This window comes from Bradyrhizobium sp. UFLA05-89 (genome assembly GCF_059803475.1).
This window is the reverse complement of the sequence record NZ_JBANBA010000121.1, coordinates 1-14,682: the sequence shown is the minus strand read 5'-3', so window position 1 is coordinate 14,682 and position 14,682 is coordinate 1. Positions and strand designations below refer to the sequence as shown.

17 protein-coding genes and 1 pseudogene are annotated in these 14,682 nt (G+C 62.4%); 11 read left to right on the top strand and 7 right to left on the bottom strand.

Features of this window, described 5'->3' with window-relative positions; genetic code table 11:
• Positions 1–83: 83 nt before the first annotated feature.
• On the bottom strand, positions 84–491 hold the full coding sequence (locus SO139_RS38675; protein ID WP_498541680.1) for an amidase family protein: 408 nt from the start codon (positions 489–491) through the stop codon (positions 84–86).
• Positions 492–709: 218 nt separating this feature from the next.
• Between SO139_RS38675 and SO139_RS38670 the strand changes: the two genes are divergently transcribed.
• Entirely contained in the window at positions 710–1,627 is a 918-nt protein-coding gene (locus tag SO139_RS38670; RefSeq protein WP_498541679.1) for an alpha/beta fold hydrolase, read from the top strand.
• A 535-nt stretch (positions 1,628–2,162) separates the two neighbouring features.
• Here the strand turns inward: SO139_RS38670 and SO139_RS38665 are convergent.
• The 4 genes from SO139_RS38665 to SO139_RS38650 form a co-directional block, all read right to left on the bottom strand.
• A complete protein-coding gene (locus tag SO139_RS38665; RefSeq protein WP_498541678.1) occupies positions 2,163–2,390 on the bottom strand; it encodes a hypothetical protein in 228 nt (75 codons plus the stop codon).
• 250 nt (positions 2,391–2,640) lie between these two features.
• Positions 2,641–3,030 (bottom strand): hypothetical protein, encoded by a 390-nt coding sequence (locus SO139_RS38660; protein ID WP_498541677.1) that lies wholly within the window; start codon positions 3,028–3,030, stop codon positions 2,641–2,643.
• A gap of 15 nt (positions 3,031–3,045) precedes the next feature.
• The gene (locus tag SO139_RS38655; RefSeq protein ID WP_498541676.1) at positions 3,046–3,246 is read right to left on the bottom strand and encodes a hypothetical protein; all 201 of its coding nucleotides are present in this window, start codon (positions 3,244–3,246) and stop codon (positions 3,046–3,048) included.
• 101 nt (positions 3,247–3,347) lie between these two features.
• A complete protein-coding gene (locus SO139_RS38650) occupies positions 3,348–3,518 on the bottom strand; it encodes a hypothetical protein (protein ID WP_498541675.1) in 171 nt (56 codons plus the stop codon).
• A gap of 392 nt (positions 3,519–3,910) precedes the next feature.
• Between SO139_RS38650 and SO139_RS38645 the strand changes: the two are divergent.
• A pseudogene (locus SO139_RS38645) lies at positions 3,911–4,156 on the top strand (Hsp20 family protein); the annotation flags it as partial.
• 414 nt (positions 4,157–4,570) lie between these two features.
• On the opposite strand, the gene SO139_RS38640 reads toward SO139_RS38645, so the two are convergent.
• Positions 4,571–5,473: a LysR family transcriptional regulator gene (locus SO139_RS38640; RefSeq protein ID WP_498541674.1), complete on the bottom strand. Its 903-nt coding sequence runs from the start codon at positions 5,471–5,473 to the stop codon at positions 4,571–4,573.
• Between the two features lie 179 nt (positions 5,474–5,652).
• Here SO139_RS38640 and SO139_RS38635 point away from each other — a divergent pair, with 179 nt between their 5' ends.
• From SO139_RS38635 to SO139_RS38615, 5 genes are read left to right on the top strand one after another with little or no spacing between them, the layout of a single operon-like run.
• Entirely contained in the window at positions 5,653–6,090 is a 438-nt protein-coding gene (locus SO139_RS38635) for a cupin domain-containing protein (RefSeq protein WP_498541673.1), read from the top strand.
• Positions 6,087–6,914: a cysteine hydrolase family protein gene (locus SO139_RS38630; RefSeq protein ID WP_498541672.1), complete on the top strand. Its 828-nt coding sequence runs from the start codon at positions 6,087–6,089 to the stop codon at positions 6,912–6,914. Before SO139_RS38635 ends, SO139_RS38630 begins: the two co-directional genes overlap by 4 nt.
• Positions 6,911–8,296, top strand: coding sequence for an FAD-binding oxidoreductase (locus SO139_RS38625; protein ID WP_498541671.1), 1,386 nt, complete (start codon positions 6,911–6,913; stop codon positions 8,294–8,296). Before SO139_RS38630 ends, SO139_RS38625 begins: the two co-directional genes overlap by 4 nt.
• Before the next feature lies 1 nt (position 8,297).
• Positions 8,298–8,882, top strand: a complete 585-nt coding sequence (locus SO139_RS38620) for an NAD(P)H-dependent oxidoreductase (RefSeq protein WP_498541670.1) — start codon at positions 8,298–8,300, stop codon at positions 8,880–8,882.
• 45 nt (positions 8,883–8,927) lie between these two features.
• On the top strand, positions 8,928–9,773 hold the full coding sequence (locus SO139_RS38615; RefSeq protein WP_498541669.1) for an alpha/beta hydrolase: 846 nt from the start codon (positions 8,928–8,930) through the stop codon (positions 9,771–9,773).
• Here SO139_RS38615 and SO139_RS38610 read toward each other — a convergent pair whose 3' ends face one another.
• Complete coding sequence (locus SO139_RS38610) at positions 9,774–10,568, bottom strand: creatininase family protein (RefSeq protein WP_498541668.1); 795 nt, start codon at positions 10,566–10,568, stop codon at positions 9,774–9,776.
• A gap of 227 nt (positions 10,569–10,795) precedes the next feature.
• Between SO139_RS38610 and SO139_RS38605 the strand changes: the two genes are divergently transcribed.
• From SO139_RS38605 to SO139_RS38590, 4 genes are all read left to right on the top strand, one after another.
• Complete coding sequence (locus SO139_RS38605) at positions 10,796–11,821, top strand: ABC transporter substrate-binding protein (protein WP_498541667.1); 1,026 nt, start codon at positions 10,796–10,798, stop codon at positions 11,819–11,821.
• Positions 11,822–11,886: 65 nt separating this feature from the next.
• A complete protein-coding gene (locus SO139_RS38600) occupies positions 11,887–12,735 on the top strand; it encodes an ABC transporter ATP-binding protein (RefSeq protein ID WP_498541666.1) in 849 nt (282 codons plus the stop codon).
• Positions 12,732–13,532, top strand: coding sequence for an ABC transporter permease (locus SO139_RS38595; RefSeq protein ID WP_498541665.1), 801 nt, complete (start codon positions 12,732–12,734; stop codon positions 13,530–13,532). The genes SO139_RS38600 and SO139_RS38595 overlap by 4 nt, the downstream gene beginning before the upstream one ends.
• Positions 13,529–14,682 (top strand): amidohydrolase family protein (locus tag SO139_RS38590; protein WP_498541664.1); only part of this gene is annotated, 1,154 nt, incomplete at its 3' end. The genes SO139_RS38595 and SO139_RS38590, both read left to right, overlap by 4 nt.

Sequence of the window (14,682 nt, the reverse complement as noted above, 5' to 3'; positions counted from 1 at the left end):
TGGAGATACGAACGTCTGGCGCAACGAAGCCATAACCGAGCTGCGCTTGGATTGCCGTCGCGAAGGCGATTGGTGTGTAGTCCTCAAAGCGAGACCCAATAATCTGTATGCCGATAGGCAATCATTCGCATCCAGGCCCACTGGTGCCGAAGTTGCAGGCAGTCCCGTGTAGCCAATGTTGTCCAAAGCGGGATTTTATCGTAGCTGGCATCAAACCCATTGATCTTGATCTTGCGCTCTTCGAAGGGGCGTATCGTGCCGGAAAGCCGTGTCGACTGGTCGAACTGCTGAGCAATCTCCCGACGTGGCGCCATCCGTGGCGCAAAACCGCGTACCGGAACGACGCCATAGCTAGACCGATGGGCGTAGACGCCGCACAAGGCCGCCGGAATGCGGAGCGAGCCCGCCAGGTCTTTGCAACTTCCAATGCTCGGCCGAAATCGCGCACCACCACTGCGTTGATCGCCGGATCCGTTTGCTAGATGACTCAATGGCGGCCATCGTGCGTTCCACGGAGTTCGTCCGACCCGCCCTTATCGCCGCCAGTTGCTCGATTGCCGAAGGAAACGTCATCGGAGAGCCCTTTATAGGTTCGGGCCCTGATTAACATGAGTACTCGAGCGCGCTTGATCGATCTTGCGGTTCCCGCGATTCAAACTGCGCGAGGTTGTACGTTGGAACCTGTACCCGTCGCCGCCGTTTTGGCTCCATGACCGATTCAGCCGATGTGACAGGGTTCAGCACGGGCTTGCTCGAGAGCGCTCGTGGTAGAATTTTTGTGCGCGAAGGCGGAGCCGGACCAGCCGTCCTCCTGTTGCACGGATTTCCGGAAACGGGCTTGATGTGGCGCGACGTCGGTCCCGTTTTGGCAAGAGACTTCAGAGTGATTATCGCGGACTTGCCGGGCTACGGGAGGAGCGAGTGTCCCGTGGCTAATGATCGATCTGCTATGTCGAAGCGCGAGATGGCAGCGTCACTCGTCACGGCACTGCGAGCAGCGGGGTACGAGCGATTCTCCATAATTGGTCATGATCGAGGCGGACGTGTTGCCTATCGCGCAGCGCTGGACCATCCGGCACAGATTGCTTGCGCCGGTGTATTGGACGTGGTGCCTACATTTGATGTCTGGGACCGCGCCGACGCGCGTCTCACGCTTTCGTTCTGGCCGTTTTCATTGCTTGCTCAGCCATCACCGCTTCCAGAGCGACTAATTGCAGGGGCTCCCGAAGCTGTCGTGGACAATGCAATCAACGAATGGGGATCATCATCGGATGCGTTCCCCGAATGGGTCCGCAAGGAGTACGTCGCAGCGCTTCGCGACGCCGACCATATTCATGCCATCTGTGACGAATACCGCGCCGCCGCCGGCTTGGATCGAGAGAACGACAAAGCCGATCTCGATGCCGGCCAACGAATATGCTGCCCATTGCTGGCGCTATGGAGCAAAGAGGGGGCGCTGGCAACTTGGTACAGCGATGCCGGCGGACCACTAGGTCTCTGGCAACGTTGGGCTGAGAATGTCCAAGGACAGGCCGTATCGGGCGGGCACTTTTTCCCCGAAGAGCGGCCTGCCGTCACGGCTCAGCTCATTTCGTCCTTCCTAAGAGCTAACCTTGGACTGACGTGAGTGCAGCCGACATCATGTCAGACGCTTTGGACTACTTCCGGGCTTACGCCGTCCGAGCTCTTTGCAATGCCAGAGCGATGCCGCGAGGCAGGATGAAGCATCTGCAGCTGGTGGTCGGTCGGATATACAATTCAAGAAAGAGGCGGCTTATGGCCCGAACACGCTGCACCTAGAGGACTTCCGGGCAGTGCAGAAGCTCGAGAGATCTCTGGATAGTCGGCATGATAACGACGCGCCGGTTAAAAGTCGCTTTGCTGTGTCGAACCTGCATACCCCGGACAGGAGGCTCGGTGAGTGGCCGTCGATGTTCGTACCGTAGCAGGTCTCCTGCGAGAATACGCGCAGCGGACAGCGTTGCGTGGCGGCAACCCTACCGGGTAAAAGCTATGCTCGGGCTCCGAAAGCCTGGCGGCCCTCGCGGTCCCTCTCGATGTGCTCGTGGACGAGGACGGCTCACGGAATTGAGAGCTCAACGATCGGACCCATTTGTGCGGGCGGACCTGTTCGCGCTCTGACAGCAGACTTTGGCTTGCGACTATCCTTTGGGCAGGCGCAGTTCCTCGATGGCCCGGACGCAGATCTTGTCGGGGTCCTTGACGCCGGTCTGCCCGATCTCAATGATCTTCCTTGCGATCAGTTCGGTGAGGGGATCGTTTCGATCCCGTACGCCAATCGTACGGAGGGCCTGCTCGTAAGCGGCGGAAAGGCGCGTGATCTCTTCTGGCCCGAGAGGTGAGTTCTGAAGTATCCGGTAGATGGCCAAGTGTTAGTCCCCCTGCTGGACCCAGCGTAGCATCAGTCCGCTGAGGGAGCATTGCGATTTAGGATCAAATTTTAGCTTCCGAAAGCCGCGGATGTGCCGGTGGGAGATCCGCAATGGAAATGCATATGGGTCTTCTGAACCCTCATCCAGGGCTAGGCGCGCTCGAGGAGGCGCAGTACGAGCCATGCTTGAAGGAGGGCTTAGACATTTCCCGTTTCCCCTTGCTAGCCGGAGGTTCGGAAGGAGGAGATCAAGACGCCTTCGCTCTGGCCCGCTCGCGGGCGGTTCGGCGGCGCTGACGGCGTTGATCCCGGGCGAGCCGGGTCGAGGAAGGAAGACTAGCCGCGGGCACCGCAGGAGCTGCCTGTCTTTCCGATTCCGCTTCAGAAGGACGAGCTTCCATGAGCTCCAGTACCGCGCGTCCCTTCTCAGTGATACGCCAGCCGCCGTTCAGGCGCTCAACCAGCGCTTGCGAGAAGATATCGAGATCCGCCACGCGTGCGGCGAGCCGCTTCGTCCGCTCAGCCCAGTCCCGTCCACTCGTTGCAAGGATGGCCATGTCGCGCTTGAGGTCCGCCATGACGGCGAACCCGTCCGGGTAGCTCACCAGGATCTTGAGCACCGTGACCTGGAAGTTCACGTCCCCGAGCCCCAGCTATCGCCACATCGTCGGCGCGTCGTGGAGAGCCTCGCGGCCAATGCGCTTGAGCCTGTCCGGCGAAGTGTCACCTCTCGTGGCGGCTTCCAGGATCCTAGACGCTACGTGGACGCGTGTGCCGGATTCGAAGCGCGAAACGTCTTCGCAGACTTCATCGAGGACGGTACGCAGGAGCGCGGTCGTTGCCGGATCGAGCATGGGATACCCCCAGAGGAAAAGCAGTTGTATCGCAATCGTAGAAATGCCGAATTCAACCGATTAGAGCGCTTTAAAAACCGGCTTAGTCTACATTCGGGTAGTCACTTCGCAAGACCCGGAATTGCCGCGCCGCAGCGCTCAGGCGTGATCACCGATTGTTGCACGGTCACCTCGTCGCGTGCAACGACGGCCAGCTCGGTTTTGAAGCGGCTCACCGGCTCAGGCAGCATCCAGATCGCGAACCCCGCAACGCTCAGATCAAGGAGCAGCACACATCGCCATGTAAGGCTGCCCGCTAGGTTCAATTCCGGAGGCGGAATCACGTTGGCTTGTAGATGCCGCCTCGGCGCCCACTTACGGCCGGGATTTTCTTGTTGGACGCTTTGTTGGACGTTTTGTTAGACACGTCTTCGCTCCTCAAACTTGTCTCGGTGCCGCTCGAAAGTCGTTTCTGCCCCAACGGAAACCCATGAAATATTGGCGGTAGCGCCTGTATTAGCAAAACAGTGCGTCCGCCCAACGCGCAGGCTCCCACGACCAGCAAGGATAGGACACGCTCTCGAAATATTCCGTTGCTCGCGACGTCGTTCGAATGTTGCAGCCTCGCTCACGGACGGCCGTCTTGCGCTTCTTGTAACCATCTTGCTCCTAGGAGGACTTGGATATGAGAACTACCTTCGACTTCGCGCCCCTCTGGCGCTCCACCATCGGCTTCGACCATCTGGCCGGCCTCGTCGACGATGCGCTCCGCTAGGCGACCGATGACAACTATCCGCCCCTACAACATCGAACGCTCTGGCGAGGACAACTACGGATCACCCTGGCGGTGGCCGGTTTCCGAGCCGACGATATCGCGGTGACCGCCGAACAGAACGCGCTGACCATCGAGGGTCGGAAGCCGGAGACGGCCGCTCTGGCCGATGAGGCGCTTTCGGCGCCCGAGAAGCGGGTCATTCTTTCATCCTAGCAAGTTTGAGCTAGCTCCAGCTACCGAAGTCCAATTGGGTGCAAACTGAGACAGTGTCGTCTCACCGACAATAAGAAAGAAGACCGCCCCTGGATGGATTGGATCAGGAGCCGAATGGCACCCTTACGATACTGGCCGAAGGCCAGTTCGCCGGCAACACTCCTCCGGACGACAGAGTGAATGCCGTCCGCGCCTATTTTTCGAGACGCTTGCCTCCCTCAGGCACAATCGCACACGACGCTCCGCGCTGATGACCTTCGATCCTACGCAGATCTCGACGCCGGCCTCGACGGCGGCAGCAGACAACGAATCAATCAGGGCTCGTCCGACGATGACTGCGGGTGACGCCCCGGTCGCTCACGCCGCTGCCTCGCGCATCATCGCCTTCAGCATTTCCGCGAGAACGCTGGCGATCGCGCTCGTCCCGCGCTCGTGGCCGATCAGCATCAGCGTCTGCGTCTCATTCGCCAACTCGCGCACCGGCACATAAACGAGACGGCCGACGCGTCGCTCGAACTCGATGTCAAACGGTGTGAGAAAGGTAATGCCATTATCGAGAATGGCGGCGTGGCGCATAATCTCGATGGCATTGGTTTCGATGATCGGCAGCGGGTCCAGCGAGGCTTTCGCAAATGCCGAGTCAAGGTAAGGCCGGATCACGGTCGACCCGTCGGCGATCACCAGCGGATAGTCGACGCAGTCGCTGAGCCGGATCTGGTTGCGCTTGGCGAGCGGATGGCTCGGCGCCATCACCGCGCCGAGCTTGCCGGCGGCGCGGGCCAGCACCTTCAGGTGACTGCCGCGGATGAAATCGAAGCCGATGCCGAGGTCGGCCTCGCCGCTGGCGACGGCGGATTGAATGTCCTCGCCGGTGGTCAACAGCGTGAGGCAGAGCCGCACCCGGGGATTGGAGACCCGGAACTGCTTGACGGTACCGGGTACCAGGTTCGAGGCCAGACCACTCATCATCGCCACCGTGATCTCGCCCCGGCGCAAACCTTTCAGTTCCTCGATCTTGCCTTGCGCGCGGGTCAATTCCTTCAGGGTCTGGCGAATGTGGCCGACCAGCACTTCACCCGCCGCAGTGAGAATCAGCTTGCGGGGCAGCCTTTGGAAAATCGGCGTCCCGAGCTCGGTCTCGAGCGCAAGAATCTGGCGACTGATGGCGGAGGCTGCGACGTTAAGGTGGCTCGCAGCCTTACGGATCGATCCGGTGCGCGCCACCTCGTCCACATAGGTCAACAGGCGGCTATGCAACATCCCTTTGCTCCTGCTTGGAAAAAAGCTTCGCTTTGGAGCATGCTGTTACGTTGCCTGAAAGGCAACGGTGTTTGCGAAATAAAGCGCTTTTATGCAAGCCTCCGGGCGTGCTGAATCCGTCGTGGCTCGTCCCGCGCACGCCCGCACGCTCGAGCCCACCGCAATCAGGAGTCCCCATCATGGCGTTCAGCGTCGAAAATCTCGCTCACTCCAGGGCCTTCCGCATCTCGCCGACCGACACCAACTATTTCGTGATGCTGTTCGATCATGAGACCGACCGGATCGACAACATCTTCGTCATTGAAATCTTCCGACCGGGCGGCGCGACTCCGCCGAACGAGCATGCAGCCGCGCACGAATTCTTCCATGTGCTGCACGGCGAAGGTATCGCGCGCTGCGACGGCAAGACACTGCCGATCAAAAAGGGCGACTCGCTGCTGCTGCATCCCGGCTCGGAGCACGTGATCGAGAACACCGGGGCCGGCAAGCTGTATTGCCTGACGGTGATGACACCAAACGAAGGCTTTGCCGAATTGATCCGTAGCGGTGAACCGGTCGAGGTCGAGGCTGACGACATCGCCGTGCTGCAGGGACGCGACCTGGCGGTTTTGCGATGACCAACACCCGTCTCCAACCAGTCGAAGATCTCAAGCCGCTCGGGGCCAGCGCGCGCAACCGCTGGTCGGTTTCGGCGAGCCAGGCCAACCTTGTGCGGCCGCCGGTCGAGCCGCAGCCGGTGACGATCGATGCCGGCGCCAAGCTTGTGACTTTCGATCTCGTGCGCACCGCCATCATCGTCATCGACATGCAGAACGACTTCTGCCACCCGGACGGCTGGCTCGGCCACATCGGTGTCGACGTGACGCCGGCGCGCGCGCCGATCGCCCCGCTGCAACAGCTTTTGCCCGTGCTGCGCGGTCTCGATGTCCCGGTGATCTGGCTCAATTGGGGCAACCGGCCCGATCGGCTCAACCTCAGCCCGGCTCTGTTGCATGTCTACAAGCCATCAGGCACGGGCGTCGGACTCGGTGACCGGTTGCCGGGCTCCGACGCGAGGGTGCTGGAACGCGGCAGTTGGTCGGCCTCGATTGTCGGAGAATTGACCGTCGAGTCCACCGACATTCATGTGGCCAAGTATCGCATGTCAGGGTTCCAGGATACCGAACTCGACAGCATCCTGCGCAACCTCAATGTCACGACACTCCTCTTCGCTGGAGTCAATGCCGACCAATGCGTGCTCTGCACGCTGCAGGCCGCCAATTTCCTTGGCTACGACTGCATGCTGCTGCGCGACTGTGCCGCGACCACCTCGCCGGACTATTGCATGGCTGCGACCGTCTACAATGTGAACCAATGCTTCGGCTTCGTGCTGGAGTCGTCCGTCCTTGCCGCTGCCCTCGCCGGCCGCGGCCCGCGATCGGAAAGGTCAAGCGCACCATGAACGATCTCACGCCCTTTGACGTCGCCTCCAACCGGCATCCAACGACCGACCGGCTGACATCGCTGCTCGCCGCTCTCGGCGATATCCCGGTCGTGACTGATCCCACCATCGTGCGCCGGCGCTCGCGCGATTTCTTCTGGTACAGTCCGGTTCTCAACGATCAGCTCAACGGCAAGTCGGCCGATCTGATCGTCGCGCCGCGCAACGAGGCCGATGTCGTCCGCGTTGCCGCGGCCTGTGCACGTCACCGCGTACCACTGACGGTGCGGGCCGGTGGCACCGGCAATTATGGCCAGGCCGTACCGCTCGCCGGCGGCGTGTTGCTCGACGTCACCGCGCTAGACACGATCGAATGGATCAGACCCGGGCAGATCCGTGTCGGCGCCGGCGCCAAGATGAATGCGATCGACGCCGCGACACAGCCTTTGGGCTTTGAGCTGCGGATGCATCCCTCGACCAAGCGCAGCGCGACCATCGGCGGCTTCGTCGCCGGCGGGTCCGGCGGCGTCGGCTCGATCACCCATGGCGGCTTGCGCGAGCCCGGCAACATCCTCGCCGCGCGCATCGTCACCATGGAACCTGAGCCCCGCATCATCGAGCTGCGCGACGACGCGACGCAGAAGATCAACCGTGCCTACGGCACCACGGGGATCATCACCGCGCTCGAGATGCCGCTGGCGCCGGCACAGCCATGGATCGACGTCGTTGTCGCGTTCGACGATTTCCTGGCCGCGGTCGAGTTCGGCCGAGAAGCCGCGCTTGCCGACAACATCGTCAAGAAGCTGCTGTCGCCCATCACATGGCCGCTGCCGTCCTATTTCGGCGCGCTGAAATCCTGCTGTCCCGAGGGCAAGAGCATCCTGATCGCGATGATCGCCGAGGGCTCGCTGGAAGACTTCAGAAAGCTGCTCGGCGGCCGCGGCACCATCACCCTGGAGACGCCGACCGACGATGCTCCCGGCAAGGTGCCGCTGTACGAATACACCTGGAATCATACCACCCTGCAGGTGCTCAAGAGCGACCGCACCGTGACCTATCTGCAATGCCTCTACCCTCATGACCGCCTGCTGCAGAAGGTTGAGGAGATGCGCACAATGTTTCCGGGCGAGGTGTTGCAGCATCTCGAATTCATCCGCTTCAACGGCCAGCTGACCTGTAGCGCATTGCCAGTGGTGCGGTACAGCAACGCGGAGCGGCTGAACGAGATCATCCGTCTGCACGAGGCGCACGAGGTCTTTATCGCCAATCCGCACGTGTACACGGTCGAGGACGGCAGCCGCTACAAGCGCGTCGATGCCGATCAGCTCGGCTTCAAGCGCGAAGTCGATCCTTACGGCCTGCTCAATCCAGGCAAGATGCGCAGCTTCGTGGCGGAGCGGTGACGTGCGCGTGCTGTACGTCTATTGCCATCCGCTGGACGACAGCTTTCATGCCGCGATCCGTCGCGAGGCGCTCGACGGTCTCTCGCAGGCCGGACATACGGTCGACCTGCTCGACCTCTATGCGGATGGATTCGATCCCGTGCTCACAGCCGAGCGGCGGCGCGACTATCACGATCCCGCGCGCAACCGGGCCCACAACCAGGCCCATGTCGACCGGCTGATGGCTGCGGAGGCGCTGGTGGTGCAGTTTCCGACCTGGTCGTTTGGCCCACCGGCCATGCTGAAGGGTTGGTTCGATCGAATGTTCGGCCCCGGCATCGCGATGGACCTGTCCGACCCGGCGCATGCGAAACCACTGCTTCAGCACATCAGGCGCATCAGCGGCATTTCGACCTATGGTCGCCCACGCTGGAAAGCCATCGCCATGGCCGATCCGCCGCGCAAGATCGTGACGCGCTACCTGCCCTGGTTCACCGGATTCAAGGCCAGGGCACGCTATCATGCGCTATACCATATGAACGTCGCGACCGCAGCCAGGCGGCGCCGCTTTCTCGCGGAGGTCCGCCGGGCGATGGAGGGGCTATGAGTCGCGCGCTGCAATAGGGCGACCAACGGCATTCAAGGACATCTCATGGCGACGATATTCGGCGAGACCAACTGGCGATCGATGAGCCAGGAGCAGCGCGACCTCGGGTTCAACAACAGCGCCGCCGTCCCTGGCAGCGCCGAGCTTGTCGCAGGCTGGGAGCAGCGCTCGGCTGTCGTGCGGGCCAAGCATCCCGCACATCTCGACTTGAAATACGGTCCACGCGATCGCAATCGCATCGATTTCCTCAAGGCCGCCGATGGCGGACCGACGCTGGTGCTGATCCACGGCGGCTACTGGCAGATGCGCTCGAAGGAAATGGTCACCTGGTTTGCCGAGGGCCCCATGGCTCACGGCATCAACGTCGCGCTGCCCGGCTACACGCTGGCGCCAGACGAGACCCTGGACGAGATCGTCGCTGAGATCCATCGGGCGCTCGACGCGCTGGTTGAACAACTTCCCGCGCTCGGTGGCGATCCTGACCGCATCGTCGTATCCGGCTGGTCGGCCGGCGGACATCTGGCGACGATGGCGCTGTCGCATCCGCGCGTGAAGGCGGGCCTTGCGATCAGCGGTGTCTTCGATCTGGAACCGATCCGCCACAGCTATCTCAACGTCAAGCTCAAGCTCGACGAGGCGATGTCGCGGCGCAATTCACCGCTGCTCCACGCGGCAGGCCCTTCGGCGCCGCTGGCGCTGGTGGTCGGCGCTGCCGAATTGCCGATGCTGCGCCAGCAGACCGCCGACATGGCCGCGCACCGCGCCAGCAATGGATTGCCGATCAGCTATGAGGAACTTCCAGGCGCCGACCACTTCTCGGTCATGCACGCTTTGGGCTCGCCGAGCGGCCGGATCACGACGCTGATCCGGCAGCTGTTCGAGCGTGGTTGATCAGCGCGGCAGCTTCACGGCCTTCACGTCGTAGAGGAGCTTGATGAATTCCCTCGCGCCGTGCTCGGCGGTGAGGCGCCCCTTGTCGGCCGTCGCCTTGTGCGCTTCGCCGACCGCGCCGTCGAGATTGAGGTCGCCGGCGATCCAGGCATAGGCAATGAACCCGGTCGGCCTGAGATGGTCGAAGGCCGCTTCGTCGTCCTCGGCAACGGACCGGAAGTCCTGCGCGCGCGCCATATCGACCAACTCCGGGCGGAAATGCAGCATCAGCGAGGTCTCGACGTCACCGCCGTGAATGCCGAATTTCAGCTCGCGCTCGCTGTAGAGGCCGGCCGGCTTGCCGAGCCGCGACCAGGCAGACTTGACCACCAGCATGTCGGCGCGCACCCGCAGTTCGCGCGCGACGATGCCCATCACCTCGTCGTTGCCGCCGTGCGAGTTGACGATCACGAGCTTCCGCACGCCGGCGCGCGCAACCGACAATCCGAGCTCGGTCCAGGCCTCGATCAGCGTCGTCGCCGGCAAGGTCAAGGTGCCGGGCATCCGCAAATGCTCGTTGGATTTTCCAACCTGCTGGATGGGCAGGATACGGATGTCGAGATCACCGGGCAGACGATCGATCAGTGTCTCGAGCATGCCGCGGTTGATCGCCGCGTCGACGCCAACCGGCAGATGCGGCCCGTGCTGTTCTAAAGCTGCAATCGGCAGGACGGCGATGGTGCTCGATTGATCGAGACTTTCGAACTCACGTGAGGCGTATTCGTCCCACCACACCCGGCGACGCGGCTTGTCCATGCTCTGATCCTTTTCACGCCGCGCCGCGCGGTTGCTGCGCGCACGACCATGATGTTCGACTATGGCATCAGGGAGCCGTTGACAATGGTGTGCGCAGAGACTTGGACCGGGCTTTTTGTACGTTGCCTAAAAGGCAACGTATGCCTCGAATCAAAATGCTTCCGGATGACAGACGTCGCGTGCATCTTTTGCATTGCCGGGAACGCTGCCACCGGGATTCCGCCGCCATGGGAATTCCATCCGATCGAGATCACACCGAGGTTGCCATGAACGCCATCATGACCATCGTGTCCCGTGCTCTGCTCGCCATTGCGGCTTGCATTGCCTTCGTCGCTCCGTCGGCCGCCGCCGACAAGGTGACATTTCTGACAAGCTGGTTCGCCCAAGCCGAGCATGGCGGCTTCTATCAGGCCAAGGCGACCGGGCTTTATGAAAAGGCCGGGCTCGACGTCACCATCAAGATGGGTGGACCGCAGGTGAACGGATCACAGCTCCTGCTGGCCGGCGAGACCGATTTCCTGATGGGCTACGACATCCAGGTGCTGAAGGGCCGCGAACAGGGACTGCCGCTGGTGACGGTGGCGTCCTCATTCCAGTTCGATTTGCAAGGCATCATGGCCCATGACGACGTGGCAGATCTCCCCGCCTTGAAAGGCAAGCCGATCCTGATCTCCGGTTCGTCGCGGACCACGTTCTGGCCGTGGCTGCGCGCCAAATACGGGTACACCGACGACCAGATCCGCGCCTACACTTTCAACTTGCAACCGTTCTTTGCCGATCCCGCGGTGTCGCAGCAATCCTATCTCTCGTCCGAACCGTTTCAGGCGCAGCAGCAGGGCGTCAAGGTTAAATTCTTCCTGTTCGCCGACGGTGGCTATCCGCCCTACGGCTCGACGATCGTGACCACCGAGAAGATACTCGCCGAGAAACCCGATGTGGTGGCGCGCTTCGTCAAGGCATCGCTCGAGGGCTGGCGTGATTACCTCAAAAACCCGGAACCGGCCAACGCCCTGATCAAGGTCGACAATCCGAAAATGACTGACGCCCAGATCGCATTCGCGATCGACAAGCTGAAGCAGACCAAGGCGCTTAATGGTGGCGACGCCGCCACCGGCGGGATCGGCATTATGACGGCGGCGCGATGGAAGCAGACCTATGACTTCCTGGTCGCCGCCAGCCTGCTCGATCCCAAGACCGAATGGCAAAAGGCGTTCACCGATCGTTTTGTCAAGGATCTGAAGGTCGCCTTCTAGCGGACGGCGCCGAGGAACGAAGCTTGCAGAGATCCGACGATCATGACTCCACGAAGAGACCTATCATGAATGCCCCCTTGCCCAGCGCCCCCTTGGACGCGCACACCACGCACCGCGCAGCCGATCGTCCGCCGGCGGTCGAGGTGCTGTCCGCAGAAAAGATCTTCGCCAACGGCACCCGCGCCCTAGCGCCGATCGACCTCACGATCGCCGAGGGTGAGTTCCTCACGCTGATCGGCCCGTCCGGCTGCGGCAAGAGCACGTTGCTCAAGCTGATCGCCAATCTGATCCAGCCGTCGGACGGTCGCATTTTGTGGTGGCGCGGCGATTTCGGACAGGTCGGCCAGGATGGCCGCGGCCTCGCCTTCGTATTCCAGGAGCCGACCCTGATGCCCTGGGCGCGGGTCGATACCAATGTGCGGCTGCCGCTCGACCTCGCAGACGTGCCACGTGGCAAGGCCGATCCGCGGGTCAGCGACGCCATCGCCCGAGTCGGCCTCTCGGCCTTCGCACGGCATTTCCCGCGCCAGCTTTCCGGCGGCATGAAGATGCGGGTGTCAATCGCACGCGCACTCGCCACCGAGCCGAACCTGCTGTTGATGGACGAGCCATTCGGCGCGCTCGATGAATTCACCCGCAACAAGCTCGATGATGATCTGATCAAATTGTGGTGGGAACGCAAGCTGACCACCGTGTTCGTCACCCACTCGATCTATGAAGCCGTATTCCTGTCGACCCGGATCGTGGTGCTCGCCGCCAACCCCGGCCGCATCTTCCGCACCATGACCATCGATGAACCGCAACCGCGCAGCCAGGAGTTCCGCGACAGCGCCCGGTTCGCCGCCTACTGCCGCGAACTGTCGACCTGGCTTGCCGAAGCGTCGTTGCCGTCGGCATCGGGAGCCACGCCATGAAGCCGCTGTTGCAATCGGAGACTTTCGTACGAATCGCCGCGCCGCTCGCGGTCGGCGTGGTGCTGCTCGCAGTATGGGAGATCGGCTGCCGCCTCGGCTCAATCCCGGTCTATCTGTTTCCGAAACCGAGCGACATCTCCGCCAGCCTGGTCAAGAATGGTCCGTCGCTGCTGCGCGCACTGATGATCACCTTGCGGATCACGCTACAGGCGTTCGCCGCTGCCGTTGTACTGGGAACGCTGATCGCTTTCATGTTCGTGCAAAGCCGCGCCATCGAGATCAGCCTGTTTCCCTATGCGGTACTGCTGCAAGTGACGCCGATCGTGGCGATCGCGCCGCTGATCATCATCCTGGTGAAGAACACGCAACTTTCACTGACCGTGTGCGCGACGCTGGTCGCTCTGTTTCCTATCATCTCCAATACCACGCTGGGCCTGCGCAGCGTCGATCCCGGCCTCGCCAGCTATTTCCGCATGAACCGCGCCAGCCGATTGAAAACACTGGTGCGGCTGCGGATTCCCGGCGCTTTGCCGTACTTCTTCGGCGGCTTACGCATTTCCTCCGGGCTCGCGCTGATCGGCGCGGTGGTCGCCGAGTTCGTCGCCGGCACCGGCGGCCGCTCATCAGGACTCGCCTACGAGATTCTCGATGCCGGATTCCAGCTGGACATTCCCAGGATGTTCGCTGCACTGTTCTTGATCACCGTTACCGGCGTGTTGCTGTTTGGCGCAATGGGGGGATTGTCCAAGCTCGCGCTGTCAAATTGGCACGACAGCGAGATCGGGGCCGAAGCATGAGCGCCTTGCTGATCGAGAACGCCGAGGGGATCTTCACCGGCCTCGCCGGCGACGCGATGCGCGCCCAGGGATCGATCCGGATTCGCGACGGTATCATCACGGCGATCGGCATGGTCACGCCGGAGCCCGGCGAACGAAGGCTGGATGCCTCCGGTTGCGTGATCTATCCCGGATTGATCTCGACCCACCACCACCTGTTCCAAAGCGTGTTGAAGGGGGTACAGGCCGGCATCAATCAGCCGCTCGCCGGCTGGCTGCGGTCGGTGCCCTATGCGTACTGGTCGAAGATCGACGAGCAGGCGCTGGCAGTCGCGGCCCGGATCGGCCTTGCCGAGTTGCTGCTGTCCGGCACCACGACCGTGGCCGATCACCACTATCTATTTAGCGATACCTACCGTTTCGATCCGGCGGCGGTGATCTTCGAAGTCGCCCGCAGCCTCGGGTTGCGCCTGGTGCTTTGCCGCGGCGGCGGCACCAGGACGAGCCACATCAGCGGCGGCGACGGAGCACCGACGCCGGTTGAACCGCTCGAGCGCATGCTGGCCTCGGTCGAAGCCTGCGCCCAGCGTTTTCATGACCCCTCTCCCGCCGGTCTCACCAAGGTTGCGATGGCGCCGACCACGCCGACCTGGTCACTGGACCCGGGTGAGCTTCGCGAAGTGATTGCAGCCTCGCGGCGCATGAAACTGCGGCTGCACAGCCATCTGTCGGAAACGTCGGACTATGTCGACTTCTGCATGTCGGTGCACGGCAAACGCCCGGTGCACTGGCTTGCCGACCACGACTGGCTCGGCCCCGATATCTGGTACGCACATATGGTGCATCTCGACCATGACGAGGTGAAAATTCTCGCCGACACGGGCACCGGCATGGCGCACTGCCCACAGTCGAACTGCCGGCTCGGCTCCGGTGTCGCGCCAGCCGATGCGCTCGCAGCGCTCGGCGGTGCGGTGTCGCTGGGCGTCGACGGCGCCGCCTCGAACGAGGCCGCCGACATGGTCTGCGAGATGCACAGCGCCTGGCACACCCATCGCGCGGTGAAGGGCGCGAATGCCGTCACCGCCGAAAACGTCGTGCACTGGGCCACGGCCGGCGGTGCGCGAGTGCTGGGCTTGCCGCAGATCGGTACGCTTGCGCCCGGCCAGCAGGC